Here is a 16,769-nt window from a genome sequence, read left to right on the forward strand (position 1 = left end):
TGCGAACTTGGCTGACGCGATCAACGACGCCTCCACGGGCAAAGTGGCGGTCATCGGTATCGGCTGCCGCTTACCCGGCGGAGCATCCGACCACCGGGCCTTCTGGCAGAACCTGTTGGACGGCAAGGACTGCGTCATCCCCACGCCCGCGGACCGCTACGACGTCACCACCCTCAAGAGCCGCCACCGGGACAAACCCGGCCGGCTGGCGGGCGGCAGGGGCGGGTACATCGACGGCTTCGACGGGTTCGAACCGGCCTTCTTCGGCATCAGCCCCCGCGAGGCCGATCACATGGACCCCCAGCAGCGCAAGCTCCTGGAAGTGGCCTGGGAGGCGCTGGAGGACGGCGGGCAGCGGCCCGCCGACCTGGCGGGCAGCGACACCGCCGTCTACGTCGGCGCGTTCACCCTGGACTACAAGATCCTCCAGTTCGCCGATCCGAGTTTCCGGACACTCGCCGCCCACACCGCGACCGGCACGATGATGACGATGGTGTCGAACCGGATCTCGCACTCGTTCGACTTCCGCGGCCCCAGCCTCTCGGTCGACACGGCGTGCAGTTCCTCCCTGGTGGCGGTCCACCTCGCATGCCAGAGCCTCAACAGGGGAGAGAGCGGCCTCGCACTCGCCGGCGGGGTGCTGCTGCACATGGCTCCGCAGTACACCATCGCCGAGACGAAGGGCGGATTCCTGTCGCCCGAGGGACGCTCCCGCACGTTCGACGCCGCGGCCGACGGCTACGTACGCGCCGAGGGCGTGGGCCTGGTCGCGCTCAAGCGGCTGGAGGACGCCCAGCGGGACGGCGATCCCATCCACGCGGTGATCCTCGGCAGCGGTGTCAATCAGGACGGCCGTACCAACGGCATAACCGTCCCCAACGGTGACGCCCAGGTCTCACTCGTGCGACGGGTCTGCGCCGAGGCCGGCATCACCCCCGGCGACCTGCAGTACGTGGAGGCGCACGGCACCTCGACGCCCGTGGGCGACCCGATCGAGGCCAACGCGCTGTCCCGCGCCCTCGCCGTCGGGCGCGCGCCCGGTGCCGCCTGCTATGTCGGCTCGGTGAAGGCGAACATCGGGCACACGGAATCCGCCGCCGGGATCGCCGGACTGATCAAGACCGCCCTGGCTCTCGAACACCGCCGGATCCCGCCACACATCAACCTCGACACGGTCAACCCCGCGATCGACCGGGACTCCTCGCCGTACGTGATCCCGACCCGGGTGACGGACTGGCCGGAGCACGAGGGGCCGGCGCGCGCGGGGGTGAACGCCTTCGGGTTCGGCGGCACCAACGCCCATGTCGTTCTGGAGGAGCCCCCCGCGCGCCCGGTGCGCCCCCGCCCGTCCCGGCCGCAGGCGCGGAGCTGGAGCATCCTTCCCCTGACCGCCCGCCACCCGGACGCCCTCCCGCAGCTGGCCGAAGGCATCAGCCGCGAGCTCGCCGGAGGGCATGGGCCCGCGGTCGCCCTGACCGACCTCGGCCACACCCTCGCGCACCGGCGCCAGCACCTCGAATCGCGACTCTCCGTCGTCTACTCCTCGCAGGAAGCCCTGACCGAGGCCCTGGAGGCGTACCAGCGGGGTGAACCGCATCCCCGGGTTGTCCAGGGACGACTGCTGGACGCCGCGGACCGCCGGCCGGTCTGGGTGTTCACCGGCATGGGCCCCCAGTGGTGGGCCATGGGGCGCGGGCTCCTGGAGAGCGAGCCGGTGTTCCGGGACGCGGTCACCGCCTGCGACCGGGAGATCCGGAAGATCGCGGGCTGGTCACTCATGGACGAGATGGCCGCCGACGAAGGCCGCTCACGGATGTCGGAGACCTGGCTCGCGCAGCCGGCCAACTTCGCCGTGCAGATCGGCCTTGCGGCCCTCTGGCGCTCGTACGGTGTCCACCCGGACGCGGTCGTGGGGCACAGCACCGGCGAGATCGCGGCCTTCTACGAGGCGGGCGTCTACTCCCTGGAGGACGCGGTCAGCATCGCCGTTCACCGCAGCCGCCTCCAGCACACCCTGTCCGGAACCGGCACCATGCTCGCCGTCGGCCTGCCCGAGGCCGAAGCGGACCGCCGGGTACGACCCTTCGGGGACCAGATCTCCGTGGCCGCCGTCAACAGCCCCACATCGGTCACTCTCGCAGGCGACCGGCGGGCACTGGCCGCGCTGGACGAGGAACTGCGGGCCGAACAGGTCTTCACCAGGTTCCTCGCGGTGGAAGTGCCCTACCACAGTGCCGCGATGGACCGGATCAAGGACGAACTGCTGACCGCGCTGGCGGACATCGAGCCGCGCCCGGCCACGGTGCCGGTACACCTCACGGGCCAGGAGGGCACCGCCGAACACGTCGTGCTGGACGCGCACTACTGGTGGAGGAACGTCCGGGACCGGGTGCGTTTCAACGCGGCCGTGGACCGGCTGGCCGACGACGGCCACCGGGTGTTCCTGGAGGTCGGCCCCCACCCCGTACTCGGACACGCGATCCGCGAATGCCTGGAGACCAAGGGACACACGGGATTCCCGGTGCCCTCGGTGCGCCGCGAGGAGGACGAGGCCGAACGCTTCGCCCTGTCCCTGGCCACCCTGCACAACCTCGGCGTCGGCATCGCGTGGGACGTGCTCCAGCCCGCCGGTGAGACGGTTCCGCTGCCCCGCTACCCCTGGCGGCGCGATCGCCACTGGACGGAGCCGGGCACAGTCGCACAGGTCCGTCTCGGGCTGCTGGACCACCCTCTGCTGGGCCGCCGTACGGATCACGCCGACCCGACCTGGCAGGCGCGGCTCGACACGGAGCGGCTGCCGTACCTCGCCGATCACCGCATTCAGGACTCCGTGGTGTTCCCCGCGGCCGGATACCTGGAAATGGCGGCGCAGGCCGTACGGCGACTGACCGGTGGCACGGACGTCGTGCTGGCGGACATCGAACTGCGCAAGGCGCTCTTCCTGACCGAGGAGGACGCGCGCACCGTCCACCTGTCCGTGTCCCTGGAGGACGGCGGTTTCGTCGTGGCGTCCGCGGGCGGCGGGCCCGAGCCGGAACGGGTCGTGCACGCGAGCGGAGCGATCCGTACCGCGCAGCGCCGTGCGGCCGGACCGGCGCTCGACACCGGCCCGATCAGGGAACGGAGCCGGCGACACCTCGGCAGCCAGGAGTGCTACGCCGCACTGGCGGCGCTGGGCTACCGGTACGGTCCCGCCTTCCAGGCCATCGAGGAGGTCTGGATCGGCACCGACGAGGTGCTGGCGCGCATCCGTCCGCCCCTGTCCATCGGGGACGCCGCGGCGAGCCACCACATCCACCCGGTCCTGCTGGACGCCTGCTTCCAGACCCTGCTGACCCCACAGATCCTGGCCGGGCAGTCGCCGCCGGGTGCCGGCATCCTGCTGCCCCTGTCCCTCGACGAGATGAGCGTGGCGCCCGTCGGCGACCGGGCGTTATGGGTACACGGCACGGTGTCCCGTCACGACGGGGACGAACTGGCCGGTGATCTCGCGCTGTACGCCGAGGACGGGACGGCGCTCGGGCGGCTGCGCGGATTCCGCGCAGCCGACGTGGAGAAGGCCTCGGGCGCGGTCTCCAGGAGCACCGTCGACTCCTGGCTCGCCGAGCCCGTCTGGATCGACCGCCCCGGGACGGCGGCTGACCCCGGTTCCGGGGAGCGGCAGGACTGGCTGGTCCTCGCGGACAACGGGGGAGTCGGTGACGCCTTCGCGGAACTGGTGATCGCCCGCGGCGAGCGCTGCCGCACGTTACGGGCGGTCGGATTCGGCGACCGGGCGGCGACCACCGGGGAGTTATCGGGCGAACCGGACTGCGCCACCCGCCTGGAGGAGTACTTCGCGGAGCTGGACCGCGCCGGCGAGGAGTTCCACGGGACGGTGGTGCACCTGTGGAACCTCGACCGGCCCGGCATCGCTGTCAGCGAGCGGGAGGACTTGACGCGGGCTGCGGAGACCGGCGCGTACTCCCTCGTCGCACTCGCCAGAATCCTTCTCGCCCGGCACAGCGGCGGGCGGCTGCACGTGGTCACCCGCGGCGCCCAGCCCGTGTCCCCAGGAGAGGCGACCGAACCGCTCGGGGCCCCCGCATGGGGGGTGACAAGGGTCCTCCGCCACCAGGAGCTGGCAGGCCACCGCGGGAAACTGGTCGACCTCGACCCCGGACGCGAGCCGGGGCCGGCCGGGGTGCGTGCGGATGCGGAGGCATTGCTGCGGGAGTTCCTCACCGACGACGAGGAGGAGATCGGCCTGCGTGGCCCGCGAAGGGCGACGAGCCGTCTCCGGGCAGCCGAGGAACTGACGAGGCCGCTGCCGCTGCGCCTGCGGGCTGACGGAAGCTACCTCGTGACGGGTGCGTTCGGAGCACTGGGCCGGCTGCTGTGCCGGACACTGGCGAAGCGCGGTGCCCGCCGGCTCATCCTGATGGGCCGCACCCCCGTGCCGGGACGCGGCCAATGGCGCACGGCCGACCCCGCGACGGCGCAGGGCAGGGCCGTCGCCCTGCTCCGGGAGCTGGAGGCCGCCGGTGTACAGGCGGTCCTGGCACCCGTCGACGTGACGGACGAGACGGCGCTGACCGCCTGGCTGGACGAGTACCGCAGGGGCGGTGCGCCGCCGGTCCGCGGGGTGTTCCACCTGGCCGGCCAGGTGCGGGACAGACTGGTAGCCGAAATGGACCGGCCCACGTTCGACGCGGTGCTCGACCCGAAGGCCGTGGGCGCGTACCTGCTGGACAAGCACCTGCGGGACGAGCCGCTGGACCACTTCGTGCTCTTCGCCTCGATCGCCTCGCTGCTCACCACGGCAGGCCAGACCAACTACGCCGCGGGAAACGCCTTTCTGGACGCCTTGGCCCACCGCCGCCGGGCGCAGGGCCTGCCCGCGCTGAGTCTGGACTGGGGCCCCTGGGCGACGGGCATGATCGAGGAGCTGGGCCTGGTCAGCCACTATCTGCACAGCCGGGGGATGAGTTCGCTGTCCCCGGAGGCCGGAATGAGCGTCCTGGAGCGTGTCATCGGGCAGAACCGGGCGCAGCTGCTCGTCGCCACGGTCGTCGACTGGCCGACATTCCTGGCCTGGTACGACACCCCGCCGCCGCTGGTGACCGAACTGGTCACGGCCGCTCAGGAGCACGCGGTGGAGGACGGCGGCGGATTCCTCGACGCCTTCCGTGACGCCGGAGAGACTGAGCGCCGTTCGCTGGTGACCGACCGGTTCACGGCACTGGCCGCGACCGTCCTGCGCACCGCGGCCCACGAGATCGACCCAGCAGCCGGACTGAGCGGGCTGGGGCTCGACTCGCTGCTCGCCATGGAGCTGCGTGCCAGGACGCAGGCCGACCTCGGAGTCGCCCTGCCGGTGGTCGCCCTGCTGAGCGGGACCTCCGTCGGTGAGCTGGCCGGACGACTGTACGACAGCCTGTCCGAACGGCTCGCGGCCGGCAGCGCGGGGGAGCGTGACGCGGCAGCGGTCGAGGTGTTCACCGATGAGCGGAGCCATCCGCTGACGCAGAACCAGAAGGCACTCTGGTTCCTCAAGCAGCTCAATCCCGACGGATACGCCTACAACATCGGCGGCGCGGTGGAGGTGCGGGCCGAGCTGGAACCGGAGCTGATGTTCGAAGCGGTGCGCAGGCTCGTAGCCCGGCATCCGGCGCTGCGCGCCAATTTCTCCCTGGTGGACGGCGTGCCCGTGCAGCACACGACGGCCGGCACGGAAACGGAACCGGACCTGGGCCTGTTCGATGTGCAGGGCCGGCCGTGGGAGGAGATCGAGCGGGCGATCATCCGCGAATACCGCAAGCCCTACGATCTCGAACGCGACCGGCTGGTCCGGTTCCGGCTGTTCAAACGCGGGCCGGGCCGCTGGATCATCATGAAGGCCGTCCACCACATCGTCTCGGATGCCGTATCGACGTTCACGTTCATCGAAGAGCTCCTGGCTGTGTACGAGGCCCTGCGGTGGGGGAGGGAGCCGTCGCTGGAGCCGGTCGGCGCCCGCTATCTGGACTTCCTCAACGAGCAGAACCGGTTCCTGGCAGGCCGCGAGGCCGGCGAGATGCTCGCGTACTGGCGCTCCCACCTCCCGGACGACGTCCCACTCCTGGACCTGCCGGTGGACCGGCCGCGCCCCGCGGTGCAGACGCACAACGGCGCGTCGGAGTTCTTCGTGCTGGACGCCGAGCTCAGCGCCCGGGTCCACGCGCTGGCGCTGGCGCACGGTGTGACTCCGTTCATGGTGCTGCTCAGTGCCTACTACGTTCTCCTGCACCGCTACTCCGGCCAGGACGACGTCATCGTCGGAAGTCCGGTCACCGGCCGCACCCAGCAGGAGTTCTCCTCCGTCTACGGCTACTTCGTGAACCCTCTGCCGCTGCGCGCGGACCTGTCGGCGGACCCCACGGTCGCGGAGCTGCTGGCGCAGGTCCGCGGAACGGTCCTGAACGGACTGGACAACCAGGAGTACCCATTCGTCCTGCTGGTCCAGGAGCTGGGCCTGAGCCACGATCCAAGCCGCTCGGCGGTATTCCAGGCGATGTTCATCCTCCTCACCCACAAGGTGGCGACCGAGCAGTACGGGTACCGGCTCGAGTACATCGAACTCCCGGAAGAGGAAGGACAGTTCGATATCACGTTGTCGGTCTACGAGGACGAGGCGGAGGGGCGCTTCCACTGTGTCCTCAAGTACAACACCGACCTGTTCCTGGCCAGGACCGTGCGCCGCATGGGCGCGCACTACGTGCAACTCCTCGAGAGCATGACGCGGGCGCCCGCTGAGCTGCCCACTCCGAGGCTCGAGATGCTGGGTGCTCGGGAGCGGGAGGAACTGGTCACCGAGTGGAGCGGTGCCTCACGGCTGCCGGATGTGCCGGAGGAGCAGCCGGGTACGGACCGGCCGGTCCATCACCTCATCGGTGACGTCGCCGCCGCACACCCGTGGGCCGTCGCCGTCACGATGCCTTCCCTGCGGGGTGACACGGCCCGGCTGACGTACGGGGAGCTGGACCGAGGGGCGAACGCGAGGGCGCGAAGGCTCCGTGAACTGGGGGTGGGCCCGGGGTCGGTGGTGGGGATCTGCCTGGAGAAGTCGCCGGAGCTGATCACCACCCTGCTCGCCGTCCTGCGTGCGGGTGGCGCCTATCTGCCGGTCCATCCCGACCAGCCCGCCGCCCGGGCCGCCCATGTACTGCGGATCGCGGATGCCGCACTCGTCGTCGTCGACGATTCGCGGAGCGACTGGGCCCAGGGCCTGCCGGCCACCGTGGTGACCCTGGACGGGCTGCGGACCACGGAGACCGAGGGCCCGGCCCCGCAGGCGGAGGGCGGCCTCGACTCGGCCGCCTACGTCATCAACACCTCAGGTTCCACCGGCCGTCCGAAGGCGGTCCGGGTCAGCCATCGCAACCTGGCCTCCACGTACCGGGCGTGGCTCCACGAGTACCGGCTGACCGAAGAGGCACGTGTCCATCTGCAGATGGCGGAGCCGTCGTTCGACGTGTTCACCGGCGACTGGGTGCGCGCCCTGTGCTCGGGCGGCCGCCTGGTCCTGGCCGACCGGGACCTGATCTTCGACACGGCCCGGCTGTACCGCACGATGCGGACGGAACGGGTCGACTGCGCGGAGTTCGTCCCGGCCGTCGTCCGGGGCCTGATGGACCACTGCGAACGCGAGGGAGACCGGCTGGACTTCATGCGACTGCTGGTGGTCGGCTCGGACGCGTGGAAGGTCGCGGAGTACGGGCGGCTGCGCGACCTGTGCGGGGCGGGCACCCGGGTGGTCAACTCCTACGGCGTCACCGAGGCCACCATCGACAGCGCCCTGTTCGAAGGGCCCCCGGACGGCCTTGATCCGGGGCTGATGGTGCCGATCGGCCGGCCACTCGCCAACAGCACGCTCCACGTCCTGGACGAACACGGCGAACCCGTGCCGCCCGGTGTACCGGGTGAGCTGTGGATCGGCGGTGAGGGAGTCGCGATCGGGTACGCGGGCGATCCGGAGCAGACCACGCAGCGCTTCGTGACGCGGACTCTCAGCCGCGAGCCGGGCGCCGCCCCCGCACGCCTGTACCGCACAGGTGACGTGGCGCGCTGGGACACCCACGGCCGCCTGCACCTCCTGGGACGCAGCGACCACCAGATCAAGCTGCGCGGCCATCGGATCGAGGCGGCGGAGATCGAGTCCCACCTCGCGGGCCGGCCGGGCCTGGCCCAGGCGGTCGTGGCCGTCCGCCCCGACGCGGCGGGCGAAGCGACCCTGTGCGTCTACTGCGTGGCGGAGCCGGGCCACACTCTGGACCGGCGCGCTCTGCGCCGTCATCTCGCGGGAACGGTCCCGGCCTTCATGGTGCCCTCCCACATCGTGGAACTGCCCCGGCTGCCGCTGACCGCACACGGAAAGGTCGACGTCAACGCCCTCCCCGCGCCATCGGGGCAGGATCGTCAGCAGTCCTACGAAGCACCGGTGACGCTCTACGAACTGAGCATGGCCCGGCACTGGGAGGCACTCCTGCCCATGGAGCGGGCAGGCCTCGGGGACGACTTCTTCGAATGCGGCGGGAGCTCCATCAAACTGATCGAACTCCTCCACCACCTGCGGACCGAGTTCGGCATCGGCGTCCCCGTCAGCCGCCTGTACCGCGCCACGACCCTGCACGGCATGGCCGCCGCCGTGGAGGACCTCGTCAACAGCACCTCGTCCGAGGAGCTTCCCTTCCTGACATTCAACCCGGGCCCGGGCAGGCCCGTCTTCTGCTTCCCGCCGGCCGGTGGCCACGCACTCGTCTACCGCGGTCTCGCGGAGCAGCTGCGCCCCTACCCGATCGTCGCGTTCAACTACCTTCCCGGTGACGACAAGGTTGCCCGCTACGCGGACCTCGTGGAGTCGGTCGGGGGCCCGGGCCCCCGCAGGCTGCTCGGATACTCGCTCGGGGGCAATCTCGCGTTCGAGGTGGCCAAAGAACTCGAATCACGCGGACACGAGGTCTCGCACGTCGTCGTGCTGGACTCCCGCCGCACCCTGGAGACGTACGAGCCGGGCGACGAGGGCATCAGGGCGTTCGAGGAGGAGCTCGGCCGTCATCTGTACCAGCACACCGGGTCGGAGATCGTCGCCCGGACAGTGCTCGAACACGCGGCGGAGTATCTGAGCTTCTGCGGAAGAACCCCCAACACCGGGACGGTGGCCGCCTCGGTCGGTGTGGTGACCGACCAGGAGAAGGCCGGTCTCTACACCGCCGGTGCCCCCGGTGCCTGGCACGGCAGCTCCACCGGCCGGACCCACGTCCTGCGGGGCTCCGGGACGCACGCCGACATGCTCGACGGCAAACACCTCCCGCGCAACGCCGCCCTGGTGCGGGCCCTTCTCACGGGGGAGGCGGACCATGCGGGATGAGGACGACTGGGGCTCAAGGCGTCGCGAGCCCGGCAGCGCACCCCGCGTCATCGTCATCGGCGCGGGCATGGCAGGACTGTCCACCGGCTGCTACGCACAGATGAGCGGACTGCGGACACGCATCTTCGAGAAGCACGTCCTGCCCGGCGGCTGCTGCACAGCGTGGTCGAGGGACGGCTACCTCTTCGACTACTGCATCGAGTGGCTGATCGGCACCGCCGCGGGCAACGACGCCAACCAGGTCTGGCGCGAACTGGGGGCACTGGACGGGAAGTCCGTCAGGAACTTCGACCTGTTCAACAAGGTCGTCGACGAGACCGGCAGGTCCGTGACCTTCTGGAACGACCCGGCCCGGCTGCAGGAACACCTGCTGCGCGTCTCGCCGGCCGACGCACGGCTGATCCGTTCCTTCTGCCGCGACCTGCGCCGGTTCACGGAGATCGAGCTGTACCCCTTCCTGACCGCCCCCGGACTGCGGACCGCACGGGAGAAGGCGGCGACGCTGCGCACCGTGCTGCCGGCGTTCCGTCTGTTCTGGCGCACCGCGGCCACACCCATGCACCGGTTCGCGGACCGGTTCGAGGACCCGTTGCTGCGCAGGGCCTTCCGGAACATCTTCTTCCAGGATCCGGAGGGGTTCCCACTGCTCCCGTACCTGTTCAACATGGCCAGCGCCTACCACGGCAACGCCGGTTTCCCGCAGGGCGGATCGCTGGGCCTCGCCCGCTCGGTGGAGGAGCGGTACACCGGGCTCGGCGGCGCGGTGACCTACCGGGCGCGTGCCGAGAAGGTACTCGTGGAGGGCGGGCGCGCGATCGGGATCGAACTCCGCAACGGCCGCCGGTACTACGCGGAGCACATCGTTTCGGCCTGTGACGGACACACCACTGTCTACGGCCTCCTGGGCGGCCGCCACACGGGGCCGAGGATCGACCGGCTCTACACCGAGCTGCTGGAACGTCCCGGTGCCCTGTTCCCGGCGGTCGTCTCGGCGTTCGTCGGCATCAGTGGTCCGCTGCCGGCCGAGGACGCGCACAGCACCACCTACCTGCTCCGGCCGCGGGAGGCTGCCGAACTGCCCGGCGCGCTGCAGAGCAGCCTCGTCGTCCAGTTGCGCTCGCGCTACGCGGACGGTTTCGCCCCGCCGGGAAAGTCGGTGGTCCACTGCACCTACTTCAGCGACTACACCTACTGGAAGGAACTGCGCGACACCGACCGCAAGGCCTACTGGGCGCGGAAGCGGAAGGTGGCCGACTTCGTACGCCGGTTCCTGGACAACCGTTGGCCGGGCACAGCCGGGAGGATCGATCTGGTGGAGGTGGCCTCGCCGGCCACGACCCGGCGCTACACGGGCAACCACAACGGTTCGATCCTGGCATGGAAGGCGTTCTCCGACGCCGATGACGTGGCCTCGGATCTGGTGGGCAAGGACCGGATGCGACTGCCCGGTCTGAGCGGGTTCTCCATGGCCGGACAGTGGGTCGGCATGGGCGGCCTGATCCGTGCCGCGTCGACGGGACGCTTCGCGGTCCAGTACCTGTGCGAGGAGATGGGCCTCGTGTTCAAGGCGTGGGAGAGCACCGGCACCTCTCCCTGGCACCCGGGCATGCTGGGGCACCTGCCTCAGCTCGACCGGTGGTCCTCCCGCGAGGGGACCGGCGCGTGACGACACAGAAGAACGGCCGCACCGCGCGTCGATCGCGCGACAGGAAGTCGATGATCATCATCGGTGCCGGGCTCGGCGGCCTGTCCACCGGCTGCTACGCGCAGATGAACGGCTACCGCTCACAGGTACTGGAGATGCACGAGATCCCCGGTGGCTGCTGCACGGCCTGGGAGCGCGGGGACTTCACACTGGACGCCTGTGTGAGCTGGCTGCTCGGCAGCGGTCCGGGCAACGAGATGCACCAGATCTGGCTGGAGCTCGGCGCGTTGCAGGGCAAGGAGGTCCGCCACTTCGACGTGTTCAACATCGTGCGCGGACGTGATGGCAGAGCGGTCTACTTCTACTCCGACCCCGACCGGCTGCAGGACCACCTGACCCGGCTCTCGCCCGCCGACACGAGACAGATCAAGGAGTTCTGCCGGCAGCTGCGCTCCTTCCGCAGAGCATTGGCCGTCTACCCCTTCCTCAAACCGGTGGGGCTGATGGGGCGCATGGAGCGCTGGCGGATGCTGGCGTCGTTCGTCCCGTACTTCAACGCGGTCCGCAAGTCGATCTCGGTGCTGATGGCGGACTACTCGGCCCGGTTCAAGGACCCGTTGCTGCGGGAGGCGTTCAACTTCGTCCTGTACGAGAAACACCCGGCCTTCCCCGTACTGCCGACGCACTTCCAACTCGCCTCCCACGCCAACCTGTCCGCAGGAGTGCCGGAGGGCGGATCCCTCGGTCTCGCCGAGTCGATCGAGCGCCGCTACCGCAGGCTCGGCGGCCGGGTCACGTACAACACCAAGGTCGAGGAGGTCCTCGTCGAGGACGACCGTGCGGTCGGCGTACGGCTGAGCGACGGGCGGGAACTGCGCGCGGACATCATCGTGTCCGCGTGCGACGGACCCACCACCATGATGAAACTCCTGCACGGGCGCTATCTGAACGACGCCTACCGGCGGCTCTACACCAGCACCATCAACGAACCGGGCATGGTGTTCCCCGGCTACTTCACCCTCTTCCTGGGGCTGAAGCGCGCCTTTCCCGAGGGTGACCCGTGCACGACCTACCTGCTGACCGGGCGACAGGCCGCCGAACTGACCGGGATCCGCCACCCGAGCATCAACGTGCAGTTCCGCAACCGCCACTACCCGGAGCTCTCACCCGACGGGACGACGGTCGTGTACGCCACCTACTTCTGCGACATCGCCCCCTGGCGGGCCCTGGACGACGGCCCGGAACGGGTCACCCGCACGCGCGGCGGCCAGGAGCTCCACACCCTGCCGGTGCGGCACGGCCGCGGCTACTACGCGGCGAAACGGCGGGCACGCACGGCCCTCGTGAAGTTCCTGGAGGAGCGCTATCCGGGGATCGAGGACGCCATCGCGGTACGCGACGTCTCCAGCCCGCTCACCCACGTCCGCTACACCGGCAACCACGACGGGACGGTGCTGGGATGGCAGCCGTTCGTGGAGAGCGGCGAGACGCTGGAGGAACTCGTCAAGAAGCACGGCCCCGGACTTCCCGGACTGGAGAACTTCTACCTGTCAGGTGTCTGGGCGACGACGGGCGGCCTGATCCGGGCCGCGGCCGCCGGCCGCCACGTCATGCAGTTCGTCTGCCGGGACGACGGCAGGACGTTCACCGCCAGTCTCGACGAGTCCGGACCGCCGCCCACCCACCGTGTCATCGCGGTGGGGCCACCCCACCGAGCCCCTGCGGCAGCACCCCTCGACTCCGCCGGTGCGGAACAGGAGCAGAAGTGAAGATCAAGGAATGGGTCGTCCGTGAACACATCGGCGGTACTCCCGACGTCGGGCGGATCTACGAGAAGATCGTCCACGACATCGACGTGGACCTCGCCCCCGAAGAGATGCTGCTGAAGACCCTCTACGTGTCGGTGGACCCCTACCTCCAGGGGATCGCGCTGGACACCCCACTGGGCTGTCACATGGGCGCCGACTCGATCATGGAAGTGCTCGACGCCGGCCCGCGGGCCGCGCACCGCCCCGGTGATCTGGTGCAGGGTTTCGGCGGCTGGCGGTCCCATCTGGTCAGCGCGGGCGAAGAGTCGCTGTGGCAGACCGGGACCTTCCCCATGGTCTTCCCCGCCTTCCGCCGTCTGGACCCGTCCTGGTACGACGACGCGCTGCCCCTGTCGACTGCGCTGAGCGCGATGGGCGGACCGGGCATGACGGCCTGGGGCACCCTGTCCACGTTCCTGGCCGCGGGGCCGGGAGACACCCTCGTGATCAGTGGCGCCTCCGGCGCGGTGGGCACCCTGGTGGGCCAGCTGGCCCGGCTCGCCGGTGCCCGCGTGGTGGGGACGACATCCAGTCCGCACAAGGCGCAGTACCTGGCACGGCTGGGCTTCGACGCGGTCGTCGTCTACCGGCAGGGCGACAGCCCCGAGAGCGTGCGGGACGCGCTCGTCCGGGCGGCTCCCGAGGGCGTCGACCGCTACTTCGACAACCTCGGCGGCGCGGTGACCGACGTGGTGTTCTCACTGCTCAACGTCGGCAGCCAAGTAGCGGTGTGCTGGCAGTGGGCAACCCAGGTCGGACAGGACGCGGTGGGGCCCCGGCTCCTGCCCTACATCATGTTCCCGCGCGCCACGGTGCGCGGGATCTTCTCCCTGGAGTGGTTCACCGATGCGAACTGGCAGGCGCTCCACACGGAGCTGGGCGGCAGGGTGAGGCGGGGGGAGGTGGTCTGCGACCACACCGTGCACCACGGCTTCGACAGCATCCCCACGGCCTACGGCAGCCTCTACCACGACCGGGGCACCAACCTGGGGAAAGTGCTGGTCGAACTCTGAGCAACCCCTCCCCGCCCATTCCGCCGAACGTGTACACAGCCTGGAGGTACCGTGTCCGCCGCAGTCAGTGAAAGTGCTGCTCCCGAGCCGTTGTTGGTCCCCCTCCACCGCTTGGAGTTCGGGCTCCCGGGCCCGCCGCGGCTCACCGATCTCACCGACGGGTCCCCGGCCTGGCTGGTCAGCAGGTACCCGGACGTGAGGCAGGTGCTCAGCGACAGCCGGTTCGGCCGTGCCGAGCTCTACGCGGCGGACGGGCCCCCACTGTCACAGGCGCCGGGACTGGTGAACGACCCGGACCTGATGTTCAACCAGGACGGCCCCGGCCATCTGCGACTGCGCCGCACCATGCGCCGTGCGTTCACTCCGAGGGCCGTTGCCCGGTGGCGGCCCTGGATCGCGTCGATCGTGGAGCAGCTGCTGGAGACACTGGCCCTGGAGCGGGAGCCGGTGGACATCGTCGAAAGGTTCACGCTGCCGCTGCCCGTGGCTGTGATCAGCCGGCTGATGGGACTCGACGGGGCCGCGCGCGAGCGCATGCGTCACTGGAGCGAGCACGCCTTCACCGACGGCTCCCGGGGCGGTGAGGAGGTGGGTGCGGCCATGGCCGAGTTCTCCGCGTTCGGCGCCGAGCTGCTGGCCGCCCGGAGGAACGAGCCGGGGGACGACCTGGTGAGCGGCCTGGTACGTGCAGCCGACGAGGAGGGCGGCATTCCCGAGGCCCAACTGGTCAGCCTGGTGTGCGGGCTGGTGGTGGGGGGACACGACAGCACGATGACCATGCTCGGCAACTCGCTGCTCTATCTGCTGACGGAGCGGCGTGAGTCCTGGCCGCTCCTCGCGGTCGGCGAGGAGGCGGCCGGCGTGGCCGCCGACCGTCTCCTCCACCGCATTCCGCTGGGCGACGACCGCGGGAGCACCCGCCGCGCCTACGAGGGCGTCGAGGTCGGCGGTGTGCTGATCCCGCCCGGCGCCGTGGTCCTCGCCGACTGTGGCATGGCCAACCGGGACCCCGACGTCTTCCCGGCAAGCACGGCGGACGATCTCTTCGCACCCCTGGAGGCCCCCACCCTGTCCTTCGGCGCGGGACCGCACTACTGCCTCGGCGCCTGGCTGGCCCGGCTGGAACTCCAACTGGCTCTGCACGGTCTGGCAGCCGCGTTCCCGGGACTCCGCCTGGCACAACTCCCCGAGTCCGTGCAGTGGCGTGTGGGGACGACCTCGCGGAGCCCGGTACGCCTTCTGGTGGCTCGGTAGGGCGCGGGCGGAGAACGTACGCGCAATGTGCCTCGCCCCCGTCCCGGGCTGCCGCCACGCGTTCCCATATGCCCGGGAGGTACGGTGCCCGGGTCGGCACGCGGAAGGGGACGGAACATGGTCAAGACGGTGACAGCGGGTCTCGCGGAGCTTCGCGAGGACCTCGCCGACCTCTACAGGGACCTGCACAAGAACCCGGAGCTGTCGCTGCAGGAGACCCGGACCGCCGCTCTGCTGGCCCGACGGCTGCGGGACACGGGATTCGACGAGGTCGCCGAACAGGTCGGTGGCACCGGGGTGGTAGGTGTCCTGCGGAACGGGGACGGTCCTGTGGTCATGCTGCGGGCCGACTTCGACGGGCTGCCTGTGCAGGAGAAGACCGGCCTGCCCTACGCCAGCACGGCACGGGCCGTGGACGGTGACGGCAACGAAGTGCCGGTGATGCACGCCTGCGGACACGACATGCACGCCGTCTGCCTGACCGGCGCGGCCGCCCTGCTCGCCCGGGCCCGCGAGCAATGGGGCGGAACGCTGCTGGTGGTCTTCCAGCCGGCCGAGGAGCTGGCGGTCGGTGCCCGTGCGATGGTCGACGACGGCCTGTTCGAGCGGTTTCCCAGGCCTGACATCGTCCTGGGCCAGCACGTGGGGCCTCTGCCGGCAGGAATGATCGGCTACGGCACCGGGCCGGTGATGGCGGCAGCGGACTCCCTCAACGTCACGCTTCACGGCCGGGGCGGCCACGGCTCCCGCCCGGAGGCCACGACCGATCCGGTGCTGATGGCTGCGAACGTGGTCACCCGGCTGCAGGGCGTCGTCGCCCGCGAGGTGCCCCCGGCGGAGACCGCGGTAGTGACCGTGGGCCGCCTGCAGGCCGGCACGAAGGACAACATCATCCCGGACACGGCCGAACTGGGCATCAACGTACGCACCTTCACCTCGGCCGTACGTGACCTGGTCCGCACCGCGATCGAACGCATCGTGGCGGGCGAGTCGCAGACGAGCGGCGCGCGGCGGCCCCCGGAATTCGAGTGGTTCGGCTCCGCACCGGCGCTCGTCAGCGATCCCGAGGCCACGGAAGCGACGGTGGCGGCGTTCTCCGGCCACTTCGGAGGACAGCGGATCCTGCCGATGCCGCAGGTGAACGCGAGTGAGGACGTCGGTGTGTTCGGCGAGGCACTCGGGGTGCCGACGGTGTTCTGGTTCTGGGGCGGTCTGGAAGCGGAGTCCACGACCGCCGCGCTCGTCCAGGGGCGCCTGGACGAGCTGCCGGGCAACCACTCCCCGTTCTTCGCGCCCGTCGTCGAACCGACGCTGAGCACAGGCGTGGAGGCCCTGGTAGTCGCCGCGCTGACCTGGCTCGACGAGGCGTGAGGACTGTGCGCCACCCGCCGGAGAAGGCGACTCCGGCGGGTGGATGCCCCGCGCCGGCGCGTCGAGCAGGTGCGCCTCCGTGCCGCTGATGCGCGCGCCGACAGGAGTGGCGACGCGCCCGCCACAGCGGTACTCGCGGCATGGTCGCGGAGTGCCACGAACGGGCGACCGGGGCGCTCGGCACCGGAAGGGCGCGCATCCCGGCATACAAGCCCCGCCCTTCCGTGGGCGCGTTCGCCGCCGCCTCCGTGGTCAGGTCGGCGGCTCGCACCACCCCCGGGTAGCGGCCG

Annotated in this window: 6 protein-coding genes and 1 pseudogene; 6 read left to right on the forward strand and 1 reads right to left on the reverse strand. The window is 70.6% G+C overall.

The genetic code is table 11. The features are described 5' to 3' along the window. The first annotated feature begins 7 nt into the window (after nucleotides 1-7). The 6 genes from ACFVJX_RS02045 to ACFVJX_RS02070 all read left to right on the forward strand — a co-directional run bounded on the left by ACFVJX_RS02045 (nucleotide 8) and on the right by ACFVJX_RS02070 (nucleotide 16,479). On the forward strand, nucleotides 8-9,388 hold the full coding sequence (locus ACFVJX_RS02045; protein ID WP_384125057.1) for an amino acid adenylation domain-containing protein: 9,381 nt from the start codon (nucleotides 8-10) through the stop codon (nucleotides 9,386-9,388). Further along, complete coding sequence (locus tag ACFVJX_RS02050; RefSeq protein WP_384125055.1) at nucleotides 9,378-11,054, forward strand: phytoene desaturase family protein; 1,677 nt, start codon at nucleotides 9,378-9,380, stop codon at nucleotides 11,052-11,054. Before ACFVJX_RS02045 ends, ACFVJX_RS02050 begins: the two co-directional genes overlap by 11 nt. Nucleotides 11,055-11,104: 50 nt before the next feature. Further along, nucleotides 11,105-12,802, forward strand: a complete 1,698-nt coding sequence (locus ACFVJX_RS02055; RefSeq protein WP_384125158.1) for a phytoene desaturase family protein — start codon at nucleotides 11,105-11,107, stop codon at nucleotides 12,800-12,802. After that, on the forward strand, nucleotides 12,799-13,854 hold the full coding sequence (locus ACFVJX_RS02060) for an MDR family NADP-dependent oxidoreductase (RefSeq protein WP_384125053.1): 1,056 nt from the start codon (nucleotides 12,799-12,801) through the stop codon (nucleotides 13,852-13,854). Before ACFVJX_RS02055 ends, ACFVJX_RS02060 begins: the two co-directional genes overlap by 4 nt. 111 nt (nucleotides 13,855-13,965) lie before the next feature. Then, nucleotides 13,966-15,108 carry a cytochrome P450 gene (locus ACFVJX_RS02065; RefSeq protein WP_384125051.1) on the forward strand — a complete coding sequence of 381 codons (1,143 nt, stop codon included), beginning with the start codon at nucleotides 13,966-13,968 and terminating at the stop codon, nucleotides 15,106-15,108. Nucleotides 15,109-15,225: 117 nt separating this feature from the next. Next, the gene (locus ACFVJX_RS02070; protein ID WP_384125049.1) at nucleotides 15,226-16,479 is read left to right on the forward strand and encodes an amidohydrolase; all 1,254 of its coding nucleotides are present in this window, start codon (nucleotides 15,226-15,228) and stop codon (nucleotides 16,477-16,479) included. Nucleotides 16,480-16,672: 193 nt separating this feature from the next. On the opposite strand, the pseudogene ACFVJX_RS02075 reads toward ACFVJX_RS02070, so the two are convergent. After that, nucleotides 16,673-16,753: pseudogene (locus ACFVJX_RS02075) on the reverse strand (MarR family transcriptional regulator); the annotation flags it as partial. Between the last annotated feature and the right edge of the window lie 16 nt (nucleotides 16,754-16,769).

Origin of the sequence: Streptomyces sp. NPDC127177 (assembly GCF_042672475.1) — a bacterium.
Taxonomy (GTDB): domain Bacteria; phylum Actinomycetota; class Actinomycetes; order Streptomycetales; family Streptomycetaceae; genus Streptomyces.